Below are 15,630 nucleotides of genomic sequence, written 5' to 3' on the forward strand. Positions count from 1 at the left end.
CTGATAAAGAAGATGATCGTGATCCGAATGATAACAAAACCAAACGTGTTACTTATGAAGTTCGTTCTGCAGATGGGGCGAGGGTTATTAAGGCGGAAAGCGAGGATGTGACACTTCCGCTTACAACTACGGCCGGAACCTACAAAGTCATTGTCAAAGTTACGGACAGTGATGGTAGCGTTGTGACAAGAGAGTACACATTGACTATCACAGATCGTGTGTCTGCGAGTATCTCCTCCTCTGAGTCCGCGTCAACCAGCGCGTCTACCTCATCAAGTACCTCAACGAGTGCGTCCGCATCAGTCAGCGCGTCCACCTCATCAAGTACCTCAACGAGTGAGTCTGCGTCAACCAGCGCGTCTACCTCATCAAGTACTTCATCGTCTGAGTCCGCGTCAGTAAGCGCATCTACTTCAGCAAGTACTTCATCGTCTGAGTCCGCGTCAGTAAGCGCGTCTACTTCAGCAAGTACCTCAACGAGTGAGTCTGCGTCAACCAGCGCGTCTACCTCAGCAAGTACCTCGTCCTCTGAGTCCGCATCAGTAAGCGCGTCTACCTCAGCAAGTACCTCGTCCTCTGAGTCCGCATCAGTAAGCGCGTCTACCTCAGCAAGTACTTCATCGTCTGAGTCCGCGTCAGTAAGCGCGTCTACCTCAGCAAGTACCTCAACGAGTGAGTCCGCGTCAATGAGTGCGTCTACCTCAGCAAGCACGAGTGCCAGCGCGTCCGCATCAACCAGTGCGTCTACCTCAGCAAGTACAAGTGCTAGCGCGTCCGCGTCGACCAGTGCGTCTACCTCAGCAAGCACGAGTGCCAGTGAGTCCGCGTCGACCAGTGCGTCTACTTCAGCAAGCACCAGTGCCAGCGTGTCCGCGTCGACCAGTGCGTCTACCTCAGCAAGCACATCAGCTTCTGAGTCTGCATCAACCAGTGCGTCTACTTCAGCAAGTACCAGTGCTAGCGCGTCCGCCTCAACAAGTGCGTCTACCTCAGCAAGCACCAGTGCTAGCGCGTCCGCGTCGACCAGCGCGTCTACCTCAGCAAGTACCAGTGCTAGCGAGTCCGCGTCGACCAGTGCATCTACTTCAGCAAGCACAAGTGCTAGCGCGTCTGCCTCAACAAGTGCGTCTACTTCAGCAAGCACGAGTGCCAGCGCGTCCGCATCAACCAGTGCGTCTACTTCAGCAAGTACCTCGGCTTCTGAGTCTGCGTCAACCAGCGCGTCTACCTCAGCAAGTACCAGTGCTAGCGAGTCCGCGTCGACCAGTGCATCTACCTCAGCAAGCACCAGTGCTAGCGCGTCTGCCTCAACAAGTGCGTCTACTTCAGCAAGCACGAGTGCCAGCGCGTCCGCATCAACCAGTGCGTCTACTTCAGCAAGTACCTCGGCTTCTGAGTCTGCATCAACCAGCGCATCTACTTCGGCAAGTACCTCAACGAGTGAGTCTGCGTCGACCAGTGCGTCTACCTCAGCAAGTACAAGTGCCAGTGAGTCTGCGTCAACCAGCGCGTCTACTTCAGCAAGCACCAGTGCCAGTGAGTCTGCGTCGACCAGTGCGTCTACTTCAGCAAGCACATCAGCTTCCGAGTCTGCATCAACAAGTGCGTCTACCTCAGCAAGTACAAGTGCCAGCGAGTCCGCGTCAACCAGCGCGTCTACCTCAGCAAGTACTTCATCGTCTGAGTCCGCGTCAACCAGCGCGTCTACCTCATCAAGTACCTCAACGAGTGAGTCTGCGTCGACCAGCGCGTCTACTTCAGCAAGTACCTCAACGAGTGAGTCTGCGTCAACCAGCGCGTCTACCTCAGCAAGTACCTCATCGTCTGAGTCTGCATCAACTAGCGCGTCTACTTCAGCAAGTACCTCGGCCTCAGAGTCCGCATCAGTAAGCGCGTCTACTTCAGCAAGTACTTCATCGTCTGAGTCTGCGTCAACCAGCGCGTCTACCTCATCAAGTACCTCAGCTTCTGAGTCTGCGTCGACCAGCGCGTCCATCTCAGCAAGTACTTCGGCTTCTGAGTTTGCGTCAACTAGCGCGTCTACCTCAGCAAGTACCTCATCATCTGCGTCCGCATCAGAAGTTTGGATTACATCAAATGCTGGTGGAGCTTCCTTGGAATTACCGAAAATTGATGTACAATCTGTATCGGAATCTATAAGTGTTTCTCAATCAGTTTCGATCAGTTCATCTGCATCAGTGAGCACATCGACTTCAGCCAGTGCGTCCGCATCCGTGAGTGCATCAACTAGCGCATCTGTTTCAGCAAGTGCTTCAAGGTCTGAATCAATGATTCCGAACCAGCCAAGTTCAGAAACTGTAAGTCCAAAACCTGCAAGATTGCCGAATACAGGAGAAACAGCTTCAAATATATCTGGAGCAGTCAGTGCAACTCTGTTGCTAGGAGCCTTTACTCTTAAAGCTAAACGACGTCGTAAAAAAGACGAAGAAACTGAATAGTTCGAATACGATGATGTCAGTAATCTAAAGATTATTTAATAAAACTCTGTAATTTAGTAGTGAATAGAGTCATTACAAAGATTACAGAGTTTTTATGAATTACAATCAAATAAAACCAGATCAGTATAAAATATACAGTAGCATAAGAGGTGAAGTGGTCTATTCAGCTATTTTCTTCTAAGGAGTCGTATTTCCAAAAAGATGACTTTCAAAGGAAAACTTCTTTTCTACTCGATTCGCCTTATATGTTAAATTTGTTTTTACTTTCAGAACTATTTTCAGAAAAACTTAGTATTTTCAGTTTCGTTTAAGTTTGTAGCTATATACTATATTCAAGCTAGAAATAGCAAACAACTTTTCTTTTTCATATAATCTCCTAGAGAACAGTCGACCGCGGTCGGCTGTTTTCGTGTTTGGGTACAATTAGTAATTTCATAATCAAGAAAATATTTTCAGAAAAACTTTTTGATTTTCAGTTTTGTTTAAGTTTGTAGATATATACTGTATTCAAGCTAGAAATAGCGAATTTCTTTTTCATATAATCTCCAGAGAACAGTCGACTGTGGTCGGCTGTTTTCGTGTCTTTTCTTCTCGGGCAAAAATGGTATAATGGTAGTGATTGTATAAGGAGAAAAGTATGTCGGTAGTAGGGAAATCAAGCGGTAAAATCATTTTGATGGGAGAACATTCAGTAGTCTATGGTCAGCCTGCTATTGCCATGCCATTTTCTGCTGTGGAAATTACAGCTCAGGTGACTGCCCAAGGTCAGGCACTTAGTGTAGCTTGTGACTTCTATGAAGGCCTGGTTCACAAGATGCCCAAAATATGGGAAAGTCTCAAGCATGCCATCCGTTTCTCACTCTATCGTATTGGTGCGCCGACTGACCCAGCTATTCACATCGAAATCAGCTCCACCATTCCTGCCGAGCGAGGCATGGGGTCTAGTGCTGCGGTGGCAGTAGCCGTTGCCCGCGCCCTCTTTGCCTACTACGAAAAAGACCTGACGGACGGCGAACTCTGGGACATTGTCCAGTCTTCGGAAAAAATTGCTCACGGTAATCCCTCGGGCATTGATGCGGCGACTACCAGTGGCAAGTCCCCCGTCTTCTTTATCAAGCACCAGCCCATCGAACCTTTTGAGCTGAAACTCCGTGCCCACTTGGTAGTGGCTGATACAGGCGTGACGGGAAATACCCTAGAAGCCATTTCAGATGTGGCTGATTTGTTGGAGAAAAAGCCAGAGGCTATCAAGCTAGTAGAAGAACTAGGAAACTTGACCCGACAGGCCAAGGAAGATTTAGCCACAGACCAGGCAGAGCTTCTAGGCAGCAGAATGAACCAAGCTCATGCCCTCCTGCAAAAATTAGGCGTGTCTGATCCTAGCCTAGATAAGCTAGTCCGCCTTGCCCAAGAAAATGGAGCCCTCGGAGCCAAATTAACTGGTGGCGGTCGTGGCGGTTGCATGATTGCTCTTGTTAGAACAGGCCAAGATGCTCAGACTCTTGCTCAAATTCTTACCCAAGCAGGCGCCCGCCAAACCTGGATACAGTACTTAGGAGAAACCAATGACTAAACAAACAGGCCTTGCCCGTGCCCATACCAATATTGCCTTGATTAAATACTGGGGAAAACGCGATAAGGAATTATTCCTACCTATGAATTCCAGTTTATCCCTGACCCTTGACGCATTTTATACGGATACCAAGGTTGTTTTTGACCCAGAATTAACTGCCGATGAGTTCTATCTCAACGGAATTTTACAAAAAGAAAAAGAAATTTTAAAAATTTCTCGATTTTTGGATTTGTTTTGCGAATATATAGGTGAAAGGGCATTTGCCCGAGTGGAAAGTCTAAATTTTGTTCCGACTGCGGCTGGTTTGGCAAGCTCAGCATCAGCCTTCGCAGCCCTTGCACTTGCAACCGCAACTGCCTTGGATTTAGATTTGTCACCAGCTACCCTATCAACTCTTGCTCGTAGGGGCTCAGGTTCTAGTACCCGTAGCCTATTCGGTGGATTTGTTGAGTGGGACATGGGGACCGGTTCAGAAGATTCTATGGCCCATCCCATTGATGATGCGGACTGGGATATCGGCATGGTCGTCTTGGCGGTCAATACCGGACCGAAAAAGATTGCTAGTCGAGAGGGAATGGACCACACAGTTGCCACTTCACCATTTTACTCAGCCTGGGTAGATACAGCCAAACAAGACTTGGTGGACATCAAGGCAGCTATTGCTAGCCGTGATTTTGAAAAACTTGGTCAGATTACAGAGCACAATGGCATGAAGATGCATGCGACTACGCTCTCTGCCAATCCACCCTTTACCTACTGGTCAGCCGATAGCCTAGTGGCTCAAGAGGCAGTCCGTCAGGTTCGTGAAGCAACTGGCTTATCAGCCTACATGACCATGGATGCGGGACCAAATGTCAAGGTCCTCTGCCGAGCAAGTCAGATGGATGAGCTAGTAGCTGAATTGTCCAAAGTCTTCCCAAGAGAGAAAATCATCACTAGTAAGCCTGGACCTGCTACCTACGTCCTCAGTGAAGACGAGTGGCAGACCTCACAAGCAGCGTTTGAAAAGGGCTTGTAGCATGAAAGTACAAGTAAAGATACCTGGAAAACTCTTTCTAGCAGGGGAATATGCAGTTGTTGAGGCCGGCTATCCTGCGGTGATTGCGGCGGTTGACCAGTACCTGACCGTCACCATTGAAACAAGTGACCGAGGCCTTCTTCATTCCAGCCAGCAAGCAGATCTCTATCTGACCTGGGAGCGTAAGGAAAATAAGATTTTCATCCAAGATAACCATCCCTATGCTCTGATTGAGACAGCTATGCAGGTAACGGAGGAATATCTGACGGCCAAGGGCTATGCTTGTCATGGAACCTATAGCCTATCTGTACAGTCCGACCTAGATGACCAGACTTCAGGTGCCAAGTATGGTCTGGGGTCGTCAGGGGCAGTAACGGTTGCGACGGTCAAGGCCCTGTTGACCTACTACGGTCACCGACCAGATGCCCTCCTGACCTACAAGCTGGCAGCCTTGGCCCAGACCAAGCTAGGCATGACAGGTTCCTTCGGAGATTTGGCGGCTTCCAGTTTTGGTGGCTTGATCGCCTATCATTCCCTGGACCGTTCTTGGCTTTTAGGGAAAATGGCAGAGCTGTCCCTGCTGGATCTGGTCGAAAGTGATTGGCAAGGTTTGTCTATCAGCCCTATTCAGTTACCTGCAGGCTTAGACCTCTTGGTTGGCTGGACAGGGTTGGCGGCTTCGACGGATAGTCTAGTTTCCCGGATGGAAAGCCAAAAAAGTCAGGCAGAAAAAGAGCAAATTCATGTCCAGTTTCTAGCCGACTCTAAGACCTGTGTAGAGCAGTTGATAGTAGCTTGTCAGACAAATGACTTGGTATCAGCTAGACAGGCTATTACTCAAAACCGCAAACTCTTACAGGATTTTGCGAGAGGAATGGGATTGGTCATTGAAACGCCTCAACTGAGTCAACTCTGTGACCTGGCCCAGACCTATGGAGCGGTGGCCAAATCATCTGGTGCTGGCGGAGGTGACTGCGGCATTTGCTTGGTAGACAGTAAGGAACAAAAAGTAGCGATTGAGAAGGCTTGGCAACAAGCCGACATTCTTCCACTCCAACTAAAGATCACAAGTAGAGAATAAGGAGAACCCTATGTTTTATCTAGGAGAATTTGGTTTAGACCGCAAGGATCAACACGTTGGCTTGGCCAACCAGCAATATAGTGCCACACCGGCCAAGGACTTTACGGAGACCTTGTTTGTCCATCATTCCCTGCCTCAAACCAAGGTGGATGAAGTGGATATTTCGACCAGCGTAGCTGGTTTGGACTTTGCCTTTCCTTTCTTCATCAATGCCATGACTGGCGGAAGCAAGAAGACGCGGGAAATCAATCGTCTGTTGGGAATTATGGGGCATTTTGGCAAGATTGCTCTGGCATCTGGTTCGGTCAGTGCGTCGATCAAGGATCCGTCTGTTGCGGAAACCTTCTCTGTTATGCGTCGGGAAAATCCTTACGGGATTATCTTTGCCAACCTAGGTGCCCACCACAGTGTTGAGAACGCCAAGCGGGCGGTGGATTTGTTGGAGGCAAATGCCATTCAGATCCATGTCAATGCTCCTCAGGAGATTGTCATGCCTGAGGGAGACCGTGATTTTACGATGTGGTTGAAGAATATTGAAACCCTGGTGCGGGAGATGGAAGTACCTGTCATCGTCAAGGAAGTTGGTTTTGGCATGAGCCGAGAAACGGTTGCCCAGCTGGCTTCTGTCGGTGTGCAAACAATTGATGTATCTGGTACTGGGGGGACGGATTTTGCCAAGATTGAAAATGCCCGTCGAACCTTCAATGACTATACTTATTTGGAGGGTTGGGGGCAGTCTACCGTGACTTCCTTGGTGGAGGCTATGTCTGTTTCTGAAGAAGTTCGCCCAAGCCTGATTGCATCTGGTGGTATTAAGACGCCACTAGATATTGTCAAATCATTGGCCCTCGGTGCAGACCTTGTCGGTATGTCCAACCATTTCCTCCAGTATGTCAAGGATGGTAAGGGGCATCGTTTTGACGACGGCTTGCAGGCTATTAAGACTTATCAATGGCAGATGGCTGAAATCATGACCATGTTGGGGGCTAAGAATATTGCAGATCTTCGCAAGAAAGATTTGGTTTTGGCTCCAAATGTACAAAACTGGTGCGAAGCGCGTGGGATTGACTGGAAAGCCTATGCCCGTCGGTCAGCGAATGTGAGTTAAAGAGAGATAGACTGATGTCTTCAGTTCTCAACAATGTAGAAAAATAAAAAAGCCAGGTCCATTTTGGAACTTGGCTTTTGTCATGGAGTGGTGCCTAGGTCGCTGCTAACTGCCCTGCTTGCAACTGGTACATGCGGTGGTAGTGACCCTTGAGGGCTAGAAGTTCTTCGTGATTGCCTGACTCGATGATCTTTCCCTTATCCAAGACATAGATACAGTCGGCATCTTGAATAGTTGATAAACGGTGGGCAATCGCAATGGTTGTCCGCCCTTTTCGCATTTTTTCAAGAGAGGTCTGGACCGTTTGCTCTGTCTCCGAATCGATATTAGCGGTAGCCTCGTCTAAAATGAGAATCTTAGGCTGGCTAGCCATGGTGCGTGCAAAGGCCAGCAGTTGCCGTTGCCCTGTCGAAAAGGCGGTACCCCGCTCAGTGACCAAGTGGTCGTATTTCTCAGGAAGTTTTTCTATGAAGGGAGCAGCATCCACAAATCGAGTCGCTTCCTCAATCTCCTTCTGGGAAATATCCTGATACATCTGGATATTGGACGCAATGGTTCCGTGAAAGAGGAAGGGATCTTGCAGGACTAGGCCGATCGCGGACCGCAATTCCTCTTGCGAAAAACTGCGGATATCCTGACCGTCAATCAGAATCCGCCCAGATTGGAACTCATAGAAACGCATAAAGACATTGATGATTGAGGATTTTCCAGACCCAGTGGCCCCTACGAAAGCAATGGTCTGCCCCTGTCTCACTTCAAAGGAAACCTTATCCAGAATTTGCCGCTTGCCGTCATAGGAAAAGCAAACATCCTCAAAGACAATATGCCCCTTGTCAATCTTGGCCCCTCGGTCCAGCTGTAGTGGCTCCTCGATAGTCTGGTCCATGAGCGTAAAGACCCGTCCGGCAGATACCATAGAGGTTTGGAGGGTGGAAAAATGCTGCGTGACATCCAGCAAGGGATCGAAAAGACGATTGACATACTGGATGAAAGCATAGATAAGACCAGCAGAAATCCCAGCCTGTGACCAATCCAAACCAAAGTAGGTCATGAGCAGGGCATAGGCCAAAATCTTGACAAGTGACAGAGCAGGACGGAGAAAGAGACTGTCCAAGGCCATGGAACGGCTGGCATAGTTCAGATGTTCCTGGTTGATAGCTTCGAACTCTGCTTTTAAGCGGTCTTCCTGAGAAAAAGCCTGGATAATCCGAATGCCCTCAATACTTTCAGCCAGTTTGCTGTTAATGGCACTCAGCAGACTTCTAGTCTTGGCCACAATAGGAGCTGACCGTTTTCTGTATTGATTAACCAAGACGAAAATCAAGGGAAGAAAGAGGATGATCAGACAGGTCAATTTCCAATCCAGAGCAAACATGGTCGAAAGCGTGGTGATGATAATAAAGAGAGCGGAGATAAAACTGGATAAAATCCCTGAAAACATCTCTGAAATGCTCTCGGTATCGTTGGTGATTCGCGAAACAATGGAGCCACTCGGAGTCTGATCAAAATAAGCCATTCCCAACTTTTCCATTCTCCCAAAAGCATCCCTGCGAATATCCCTCACAATGCTATAGGAAACTTTTGCAAACCAGAGATTTCCAAAATACTGGAGCAGCATTTGAAGCAGATAGAGGGCGAAGTAGGCCGCTAGAATAGCCACCGCAGTCTCAGAAATAGTAGAAATGTAGTGGTCGATAAAATAAGAAGCCAGAAGGGGAATCAAACTGCGAACAACAGTCGTCAGCAGCAAAAAGCTGAGGGCAAGGACTGTCAGCAGTCGATAGGCTTTGAGATAGGACAAGAGTCGCCAAAAAACACTAGCTTGCTTGGTTTTAGAGAGCATCACTTTCCTCCTTTTCGAGTTGCTGCATCATATAGGTATCGTAATACCAGCCTTTTTCATCTAGTAATTCTTGGTGACGACCTCGTTCTACGATTTTCCCGTCTTCAAGGACCAGAATCAAATCGGCATGGACAATAGCTGACAGGCGATGGGCGGTAATAATGGTGGTCTTATCAAGGCGTTCTTGCTTGATGGTTTCGAGAATAGCGTGTTCTGTTTTAGCATCCACCGCTGAGAGCGAATCATCCAAGAGTAGAATATCTGTATTGAGAATCATGGCACGGGCCATAGCCAACCGTTGCTTTTGTCCGCCAGAAAGGGAAATCCCCTTCTCACCAACCATGGTATCAAAGCGATCGGGCATATCCCGAATATCCTCATAGACATGAACAGCCCGAGCGGCCTCTTCTACTTGGTCTAGTGAGAGGTCTGGATTGCCAAAGCGGATATTTTCAGCAATGCTGGTCGCAAAGAGGAATTGGTCTTGGGGTACATAGCCGATTAATCGTCGCAGGTCAGCTAGCTTGTAGTTCTTGATATTTTCCTGATTGAGCAAAATCTGTCCATTTGTCACATCGTATTCTCGCATCAGGAGCTTGAGCAGGCTTGTCTTCCCAGAGCCTGTTGGCCCCACAAGGCCAATTGTCTGCCCTTTTTTGATGTGAAACTGGATGTCTTGGAGGACTGGTATGTTATCATAAGCAAATTCGCTAATCTCATAGACAATCTCTCCATTGCTTGGTGCAGGCAGCGGTTGGTCTATTTCAACGACTTCTGAAGAAATGCTGAGAAGGGTCTGAATCCGATTGTAGGACACATCACCACGCTGGCTAATATTGACCAAAAAACCAATCGCCATAAGAGGCCAGATGAGGAGATCTAAATAGGTCATGAAGGTTACTAGTTGGCCCAGACTGACCTGACCTTGCGAGATGAAGTGAGAGCCGACCAGAAGGGTCAGTAGGTAGGACAGGCCAATGAAGAAGAGGACGGCAGGGTTGAACAGGGCATCGTACCGCATGGTTTTGATATTCTGCAAGAAGGCTGCTTGGTTGACTTCCTGAAAAGCCGCCGTTTCTTGTTCTTGGTAGCCAAAGGATTTGGTGACCTTTATACCAGAAACAGCTTCCTGTACCTTGTTGTTAAGCTCTGAAAAGGCTGCCTGTGAAGCCTTGAAATTTTCATGGGTACGACGGCCTAGAAAATTAGTAGTGAGAGTCATGAAGGGCAGGGGCAAGATTGCCACCAAGGTCATCTGCCAGGAAATACTCAAACTCATGGTGACCAGTGTGACCAAAGCAGTGACGGTGGCATCGACAAAGGACATGACGCCACCACCTGCTAGTCGGGTCAGGGCATTGATATCATTGGTTGCATGGGCCATTAAATCCCCAGTTCGATGTTGCTGAAAAAAGGATGGAGATAGGTGCATAAAGTGGTCAAACAGCCGAGCCCTCATGATTTTTCCTAGACGATAAGATGTTGCCAGGATGTTCATTCGCCAAAGATAGCGGAGGCCGTACATGGCCAAGGCTGACAAGATGAGCCCGGCTACCCCGAGTAGTAAGCGATGCTTAGTCAACTGTCCGCTGGCAATCTGGTCAATCAACTGCCCCATGATAGAAGCGGGAAGGAGATTGAGGAGGCTGACCAGGCAGAGTGATAAAACCCCAATCAGGTAGGCCTTTTTCTCAAGGGAAAAGAACCACCACAATTGTTTGATAATCTTCATAAGTATCCTTTCTGAACAAAAGAAAGGTTGGTAGCTTGTCGCCACCAACAAATAATAGAATTCGGTGACACTAGTGTATCACAGACTGGTAGAAATGGAAAGTTTGGAACTTATACTATTCAAAAAACAAAAACTAACCTATAATAGATTTATGAAACTTACTATCGAACAAACGAAAGAATTAAAAACTTATTTGAAAGATAAAACCTATTCTCCATTTCATAGACGACTTCAAGTTATCTTGTTCAGAGCAGAAGGTCTTAGCTATAAGGAAATCACTAACCTCATCGGCTATTCAAAGTATACAATCTGGTCCTTACAGCGCAAGTACGAACTTGAGGGGATTTCAGCTCTAGTAAGAGAAACGCGAGGTGGACGGAACCGTCAATATTTAACCCTTCAAGAAGAGGAAGCGTTTCTAAAAGAACAGTTAACAGCCTCACTAAATGGCGAATTTGTGACGATAAACTCTCTCTATGAAGCTTATCAGAAACGGGTTGGACACCCTACGACCAAGGAAGGATTCTATGCCATTCTTAAACGCCATGGTTGGCGCAAAGTGACGCCAAGACCAGAACACCCTAAAAAAGCAGACGCCGAAACGATTCTAGCGTCTAAAAATAAAATCTTCATTCACGAAAACAGGAAAGCGCTTCAAGAATAGTCGTCGCTATCATAAAGTCAGGCTAATGTATCAAGATGAGGCGGGTTTCGGTCGGATCAGTAAAATTGGGAAGGCCTGGGCACCAAAAGGGGTGAGACCGCATGTACATAGTCACTATATTCGTGAGTATCGCTATTGCTATGGTGCTGTTGATGCCCATACAGGAGAGTCCTTCTTCATTATCGCTGGGGGCTGTAATACAGATTGGATGAATGTTTTTCTCAAACAACTATCTGAAGCTTATCCTGACGATTATATTTTATTAGTGATGGACAATGCCGTTTGGCATAAATCAAGTACCTTAGAGAAACCACATAATATTGGTTTTGAGTTTATTCCTCCCTATACTCCTGAAATGAATCCAATTGAACAAGTTTGGGCTGAGATTCGAAAGAGAGGGTTTAAGAATAAAGCTTTTAAAACACTAGACGATGTGATAAACAAGCTTCAAGAAGTAATACGAGAGTTAGATTGGTCTATTTTAAAACCAATTGTTAGTAGACAATGGTTTAAAAACACTTGACTGGTTTGCTTTTGATTTTTGTTGAGTATTAAAAACTAGGTAATTCTAGCCGTGGCCGAATAGAAGAAACAGTTGGAGTTGTAAACACGTACGATACAGGTAGAAATCAAAAGATTTTTACCTTTTTCTGTATATTTATGATAAAATAAATGAAAATTTAGAAGAGGTGTTCAGATGAAAGCTATTGTTACAGTTGTCGGTAAGGATAAGTCAGGAATTGTTGCGGGTGTTGCGACTAAGGTTGCGGAGTTAGGGCTCAATATTGATGATATTTCCCAGACTGTTTTGGATGAGTATTTTACCATGATGGCGGTGGTGTCGTCGGATGAGAAGAAAGATTTCACCAAGCTTCGTGCAGAACTAGAAGCCTTTGGTCAAGGTTTGAACGTGAAAATCAACATTCAAAGTGCTGCCATTTTTGATGCTATGCACAACTTGTAAGGAGAGCAATCATGGATATTAGACAGGTTAGAGAAACCATTGAAATGATTGAGGAGCAGAATTTCGATATTCGGACCATCACCATGGGGATTTCCCTCTTGGACTGTATCGATGCGGATATTGAGAAGGCTGCTGAGAAAGTTTATACCAAGATTGTCACCAAGGCCAAGAACTTGGTAGCAGTCGGCGATGAGATTGCGGCAGAATTGGGCATTCCCATTGTCAACAAACGGGTATCGGTGACGCCTATTTCCTTGATTGGTGCGGCGACGGATGCGACGGATTATCTTCCCTTGGCTCATGCCTTGGACAAGGCGGCTCATGAGATCGGAATCGATTTTATCGGAGGTTTTTCAGCTCTCGTTCAAAAGGGCTACCAAAAGGGTGATGAAATCCTCATCAACTCCATACCGCAGGCATTGGCCCAAACCTCTAAGGTCTGCTCGTCGGTCAATATCGGCTCAACCAAGACGGGTATCAATATGACGGCTGTGCGGGACATGGGGCGGATTATCAAGGAGACGGCGGAAGCTTCTGATATGGGGGCGGCTAAACTTGTAGTCTTTGCCAATGCGGTCGAGGACAATCCCTTTATGGCGGGTGCCTTCCATGGTGTCGGTGAGGCGGATGTGGTCATCAATGTCGGCGTGTCTGGGCCTGGTGTGGTCAAGCGTGCTCTTGAAAAAGTCCGTGGTGAGAGCTTTGATGTGGTGGCGGAGACCGTCAAGAAGACCGCTTTCAAGATTACCCGTATCGGTCAGTTGGTCGGCAATATGGCCAGTGAACGCCTGGGTGTCAAGTTCGGTATCGTGGACCTGTCGCTTGCTCCAACGCCAGCCGTTGGCGACTCAGTAGCACGTGTTTTGGAGGAAATGGGTTTGGAAACCGTAGGTACGCACGGAACGACTGCTGCCCTTGCATTGCTCAATGACGCAGTGAAAAAGGGTGGGGTCATGGCCTGCAACCAAGTTGGCGGTTTGTCAGGTGCCTTTATCCCTGTGTCTGAGGACGAAGGCATGATTGCGGCGGTACAAAATGGCTCCCTCAACCTTGAAAAATTGGAAGCTATGACAGCTATCTGTTCTGTTGGTTTGGATATGATTGCTATTCCAGAAACAACGCCAGCTGAAACCATTGCGGCTATGATTGCGGATGAGGCGGCGATTGGGGTCATCAACCAGAAAACGACTGCGGTCCGTATTATTCCGCTCGGAAAAGAAGGGGACATGATCGAATTCGGTGGACTGCTGGGAACAGCTCCTGTTATGAAGGTCAATCAGGCTTCTTCTGTGGACTTTATCAACCGTGGTGGTCAGATTCCAGCACCGATTCACAGCTTTAAGAACTAAATTGAAACCGATTGCCCAAGCAGTCGGTTTTTTGCTATAATAATAGAAAAGAGACAAGGAGAATGCTATGGTAGAAACTAGATTGTATATTTCTCGTCACGGGAAAACCATGTTCAATACCATTGGACGTGTGCAGGGTTGGTGCGATACGCCGCTGACCAAGGTCGGTGAGGAGGGAATTCGTGAACTGGGCTTGGGGCTAAAGGATGCGGGCCTTGATTTTAAGCTGGCTGTATCCAGTGACTTAGGACGAACTGTTCAAACTATGACCATTGCCCAGCGTGAGTTGGGGATTTTGGGAAAAATCCCTTACTACCAAGACAAGCGTATCCGCGAATGGTGTTTCGGTAGTTTTGAGGGCATGTATGACGCAGACCTCTTCCAAGGTGTCCTGCCACGCTTGAAAGGAACCATTGATGTGGTTGGGATGAGCTACGAAGAGATTGCACATGGTATCCAAGAAGCTGATACAGCGGGTTGGTCAGAGCCTTGGGAAGTCTTGCGTGATCGCATTTTGACAGGCTTTGAATCTATCGCTCAGGACTTGGAAAAGCAGGGCGGAGGGAATGCTCTCGTGGTCAGTCACGGTATGACCATTGCGACACTGGTCAACTTGCTCCAGCCAGAAAGTCCGACCAATCTTTTCTTAGACAACGGCTCTATCACCGTCCTCAAATACGAAAATGGCAAGCTTGTAATTGAAGCAGTTGGGGATTTATCCTACCGCAAACGTGGGGCAGAATTGATTGCCCAAGGGAAATAAATGTGAAATGAAATCAGGGATATTCTCTGATTTTTTTCTTGACAAGTGTATCGAGATGCGATACAATAAATGCATCGAAGTTCGATGTATCGTAGTGCGAAAGGAATTTTATGAACGACAAATTAAAACGGGTCTATGTTCCGATGACAGAAACAGCCTTCTATATTTTATTTCATTTACAGGAAGAACGGCATGGCTATGATATTACGCAAAAGACCAAGCAAGTCACGGCAGGTCAGGTCGTGATTAGCCCTGGGACCATGTACGGCACCCTGTCGAAAATGGAGAAAGACGGCTTGATTGCCTTTGTCAGGGAAGAAGATAAGCGGAAGTTTTATAGGATAACAGAAACAGGTCGAGAAATTCTAGACATAGAATTGGCTCGGATTGAACGGCTCTATCGAAATAGTAAGGGGGAAAGTTATGGAGACTAAGACAGAGTGCAAGGTATTTTTTATCACAGACTTTAGTCAACAAGCAGACTATCTCAGTGAGATGCATCAGCAAGGGTGGAAATTAGTTAAGATTAGCTGGCTCTTCTTTTATCATTTTGAAAAATGCCAGCCAGAAGAGGTTGTGTATCAGGTTGATTTTAAGGAATCAAAAAATAAAGATCGAGAAAACTATCTACATATGTACGAAGATTATGGGTGGGAGTTTGTCATATCCTGCCAAAACTTCGTTATTTTTAGGAAGGTAGCTGTAAAGGGAGATCTTGAGATATACGGTGATAGGGAAAGTAAGGTAGAGTTTGTGAAAACAATCTTCCAAAGACGCTATTTGCCATCTTTGGGACTGTACGGCATTCTACTGGGAACAAGTTTGGGTTCGCGTCCAAGTTTTGTCTTAGGTATTTCTATTATTTATATACCTCTCTTATTATTACTTGGCTTGCGTTTTTATCGACTTGTAAAAAACAACTAGGTCCTCAGACTGATTTTTAGCACTCTAAGCAAAAGAGTGCTAATTTTTTGTCTTTTTCTCTTGACAATCCATTTTTTCGGCGTATAATGAGAGTATAAGTAATTAGCACTCGATGCTATAGAGTGCTAATGCTCTTCAAAAATCAACACTAT

The 15,630-nt window shown here is 46.8% G+C and carries 12 protein-coding genes and 1 pseudogene; 11 read left to right on the forward strand and 2 right to left on the reverse strand.

The window, feature by feature from the left end; translation table 11 throughout:
* The first annotated feature begins 221 nt into the window (after positions 1–221).
* From CWM22_01815 to CWM22_01835, 5 genes and pseudogenes are all read left to right on the forward strand, one after another.
* Positions 222–2,459: pseudogene (locus CWM22_01815) on the forward strand (hemagglutinin).
* Between the two features lie 637 nt (positions 2,460–3,096).
* On the forward strand, positions 3,097–4,032 hold the full coding sequence (gene mvk, locus CWM22_01820; GenBank protein ID AUC90748.1) for a mevalonate kinase: 936 nt from the start codon (positions 3,097–3,099) through the stop codon (positions 4,030–4,032).
* Positions 4,025–5,050, forward strand: a complete 1,026-nt coding sequence (mvaD, locus tag CWM22_01825) for a diphosphomevalonate decarboxylase (protein AUC90749.1) — start codon at positions 4,025–4,027, stop codon at positions 5,048–5,050. The genes mvk and mvaD overlap by 8 nt, the downstream gene beginning before the upstream one ends.
* 1 nt (position 5,051) lies before the next feature.
* On the forward strand, positions 5,052–6,131 hold the full coding sequence (locus CWM22_01830; protein AUC90750.1) for a phosphomevalonate kinase: 1,080 nt from the start codon (positions 5,052–5,054) through the stop codon (positions 6,129–6,131).
* A gap of 10 nt (positions 6,132–6,141) precedes the next feature.
* A complete protein-coding gene (locus CWM22_01835) occupies positions 6,142–7,239 on the forward strand; it encodes a type 2 isopentenyl-diphosphate Delta-isomerase (protein AUC90751.1) in 1,098 nt (365 codons plus the stop codon).
* Between the two features lie 94 nt (positions 7,240–7,333).
* Here CWM22_01835 and CWM22_01840 read toward each other — a convergent pair whose 3' ends face one another.
* Both CWM22_01840 and CWM22_01845 read right to left on the reverse strand, forming a co-directional pair.
* Positions 7,334–9,082, reverse strand: a complete 1,749-nt coding sequence (locus CWM22_01840) for a multidrug ABC transporter ATP-binding protein (protein ID AUC90752.1) — start codon at positions 9,080–9,082, stop codon at positions 7,334–7,336.
* Positions 9,072–10,814, reverse strand: a complete 1,743-nt coding sequence (locus CWM22_01845) for a multidrug ABC transporter permease/ATP-binding protein (protein ID AUC90753.1) — start codon at positions 10,812–10,814, stop codon at positions 9,072–9,074. Before CWM22_01845 ends, CWM22_01840 begins: the two co-directional genes overlap by 11 nt.
* 151 nt (positions 10,815–10,965) lie before the next feature.
* On the opposite strand from CWM22_01845, the gene CWM22_01850 reads away from it, so the two are divergent.
* The 6 genes from CWM22_01850 (at position 10,966) to CWM22_01875 (ending at position 15,478) form a co-directional block, all read left to right on the forward strand.
* Positions 10,966–12,001 (forward strand): IS630 family transposase gene (locus CWM22_01850; protein AUC92823.1). Its coding sequence is split into 2 segments (ribosomal slippage): positions 10,966–11,462 and positions 11,461–12,001, totalling 1,038 coding nucleotides; the frame shifts between segments, so codons are not numbered across the junction.
* Between the two features lie 174 nt (positions 12,002–12,175).
* Positions 12,176–12,442 (forward strand): ACT domain-containing protein, encoded by a 267-nt coding sequence (locus CWM22_01855; GenBank protein ID AUC90754.1) that lies wholly within the window; start codon positions 12,176–12,178, stop codon positions 12,440–12,442.
* Between the two features lie 11 nt (positions 12,443–12,453).
* Positions 12,454–13,791 carry a PFL family protein gene (locus CWM22_01860; protein ID AUC90755.1) on the forward strand — a complete coding sequence of 446 codons (1,338 nt, stop codon included), beginning with the start codon at positions 12,454–12,456 and terminating at the stop codon, positions 13,789–13,791.
* Positions 13,792–13,858: 67 nt separating this feature from the next.
* Positions 13,859–14,554 carry a histidine phosphatase family protein gene (locus CWM22_01865; protein AUC90756.1) on the forward strand — a complete coding sequence of 232 codons (696 nt, stop codon included), beginning with the start codon at positions 13,859–13,861 and terminating at the stop codon, positions 14,552–14,554.
* Between the two features lie 110 nt (positions 14,555–14,664).
* Complete coding sequence (locus tag CWM22_01870) at positions 14,665–14,988, forward strand: PadR family transcriptional regulator (GenBank protein AUC90757.1); 324 nt, start codon at positions 14,665–14,667, stop codon at positions 14,986–14,988.
* A complete protein-coding gene (locus CWM22_01875) occupies positions 14,978–15,478 on the forward strand; it encodes a hypothetical protein (GenBank protein ID AUC90758.1) in 501 nt (166 codons plus the stop codon). Before CWM22_01870 ends, CWM22_01875 begins: the two co-directional genes overlap by 11 nt.
* Positions 15,479–15,630 lie beyond the last annotated feature (152 nt).

Origin of the sequence: Streptococcus suis (genome assembly GCA_002831545.1) — a bacterium.
In the GTDB taxonomy this organism is placed as follows: domain Bacteria; phylum Bacillota; class Bacilli; order Lactobacillales; family Streptococcaceae; genus Streptococcus; species Streptococcus suis_P.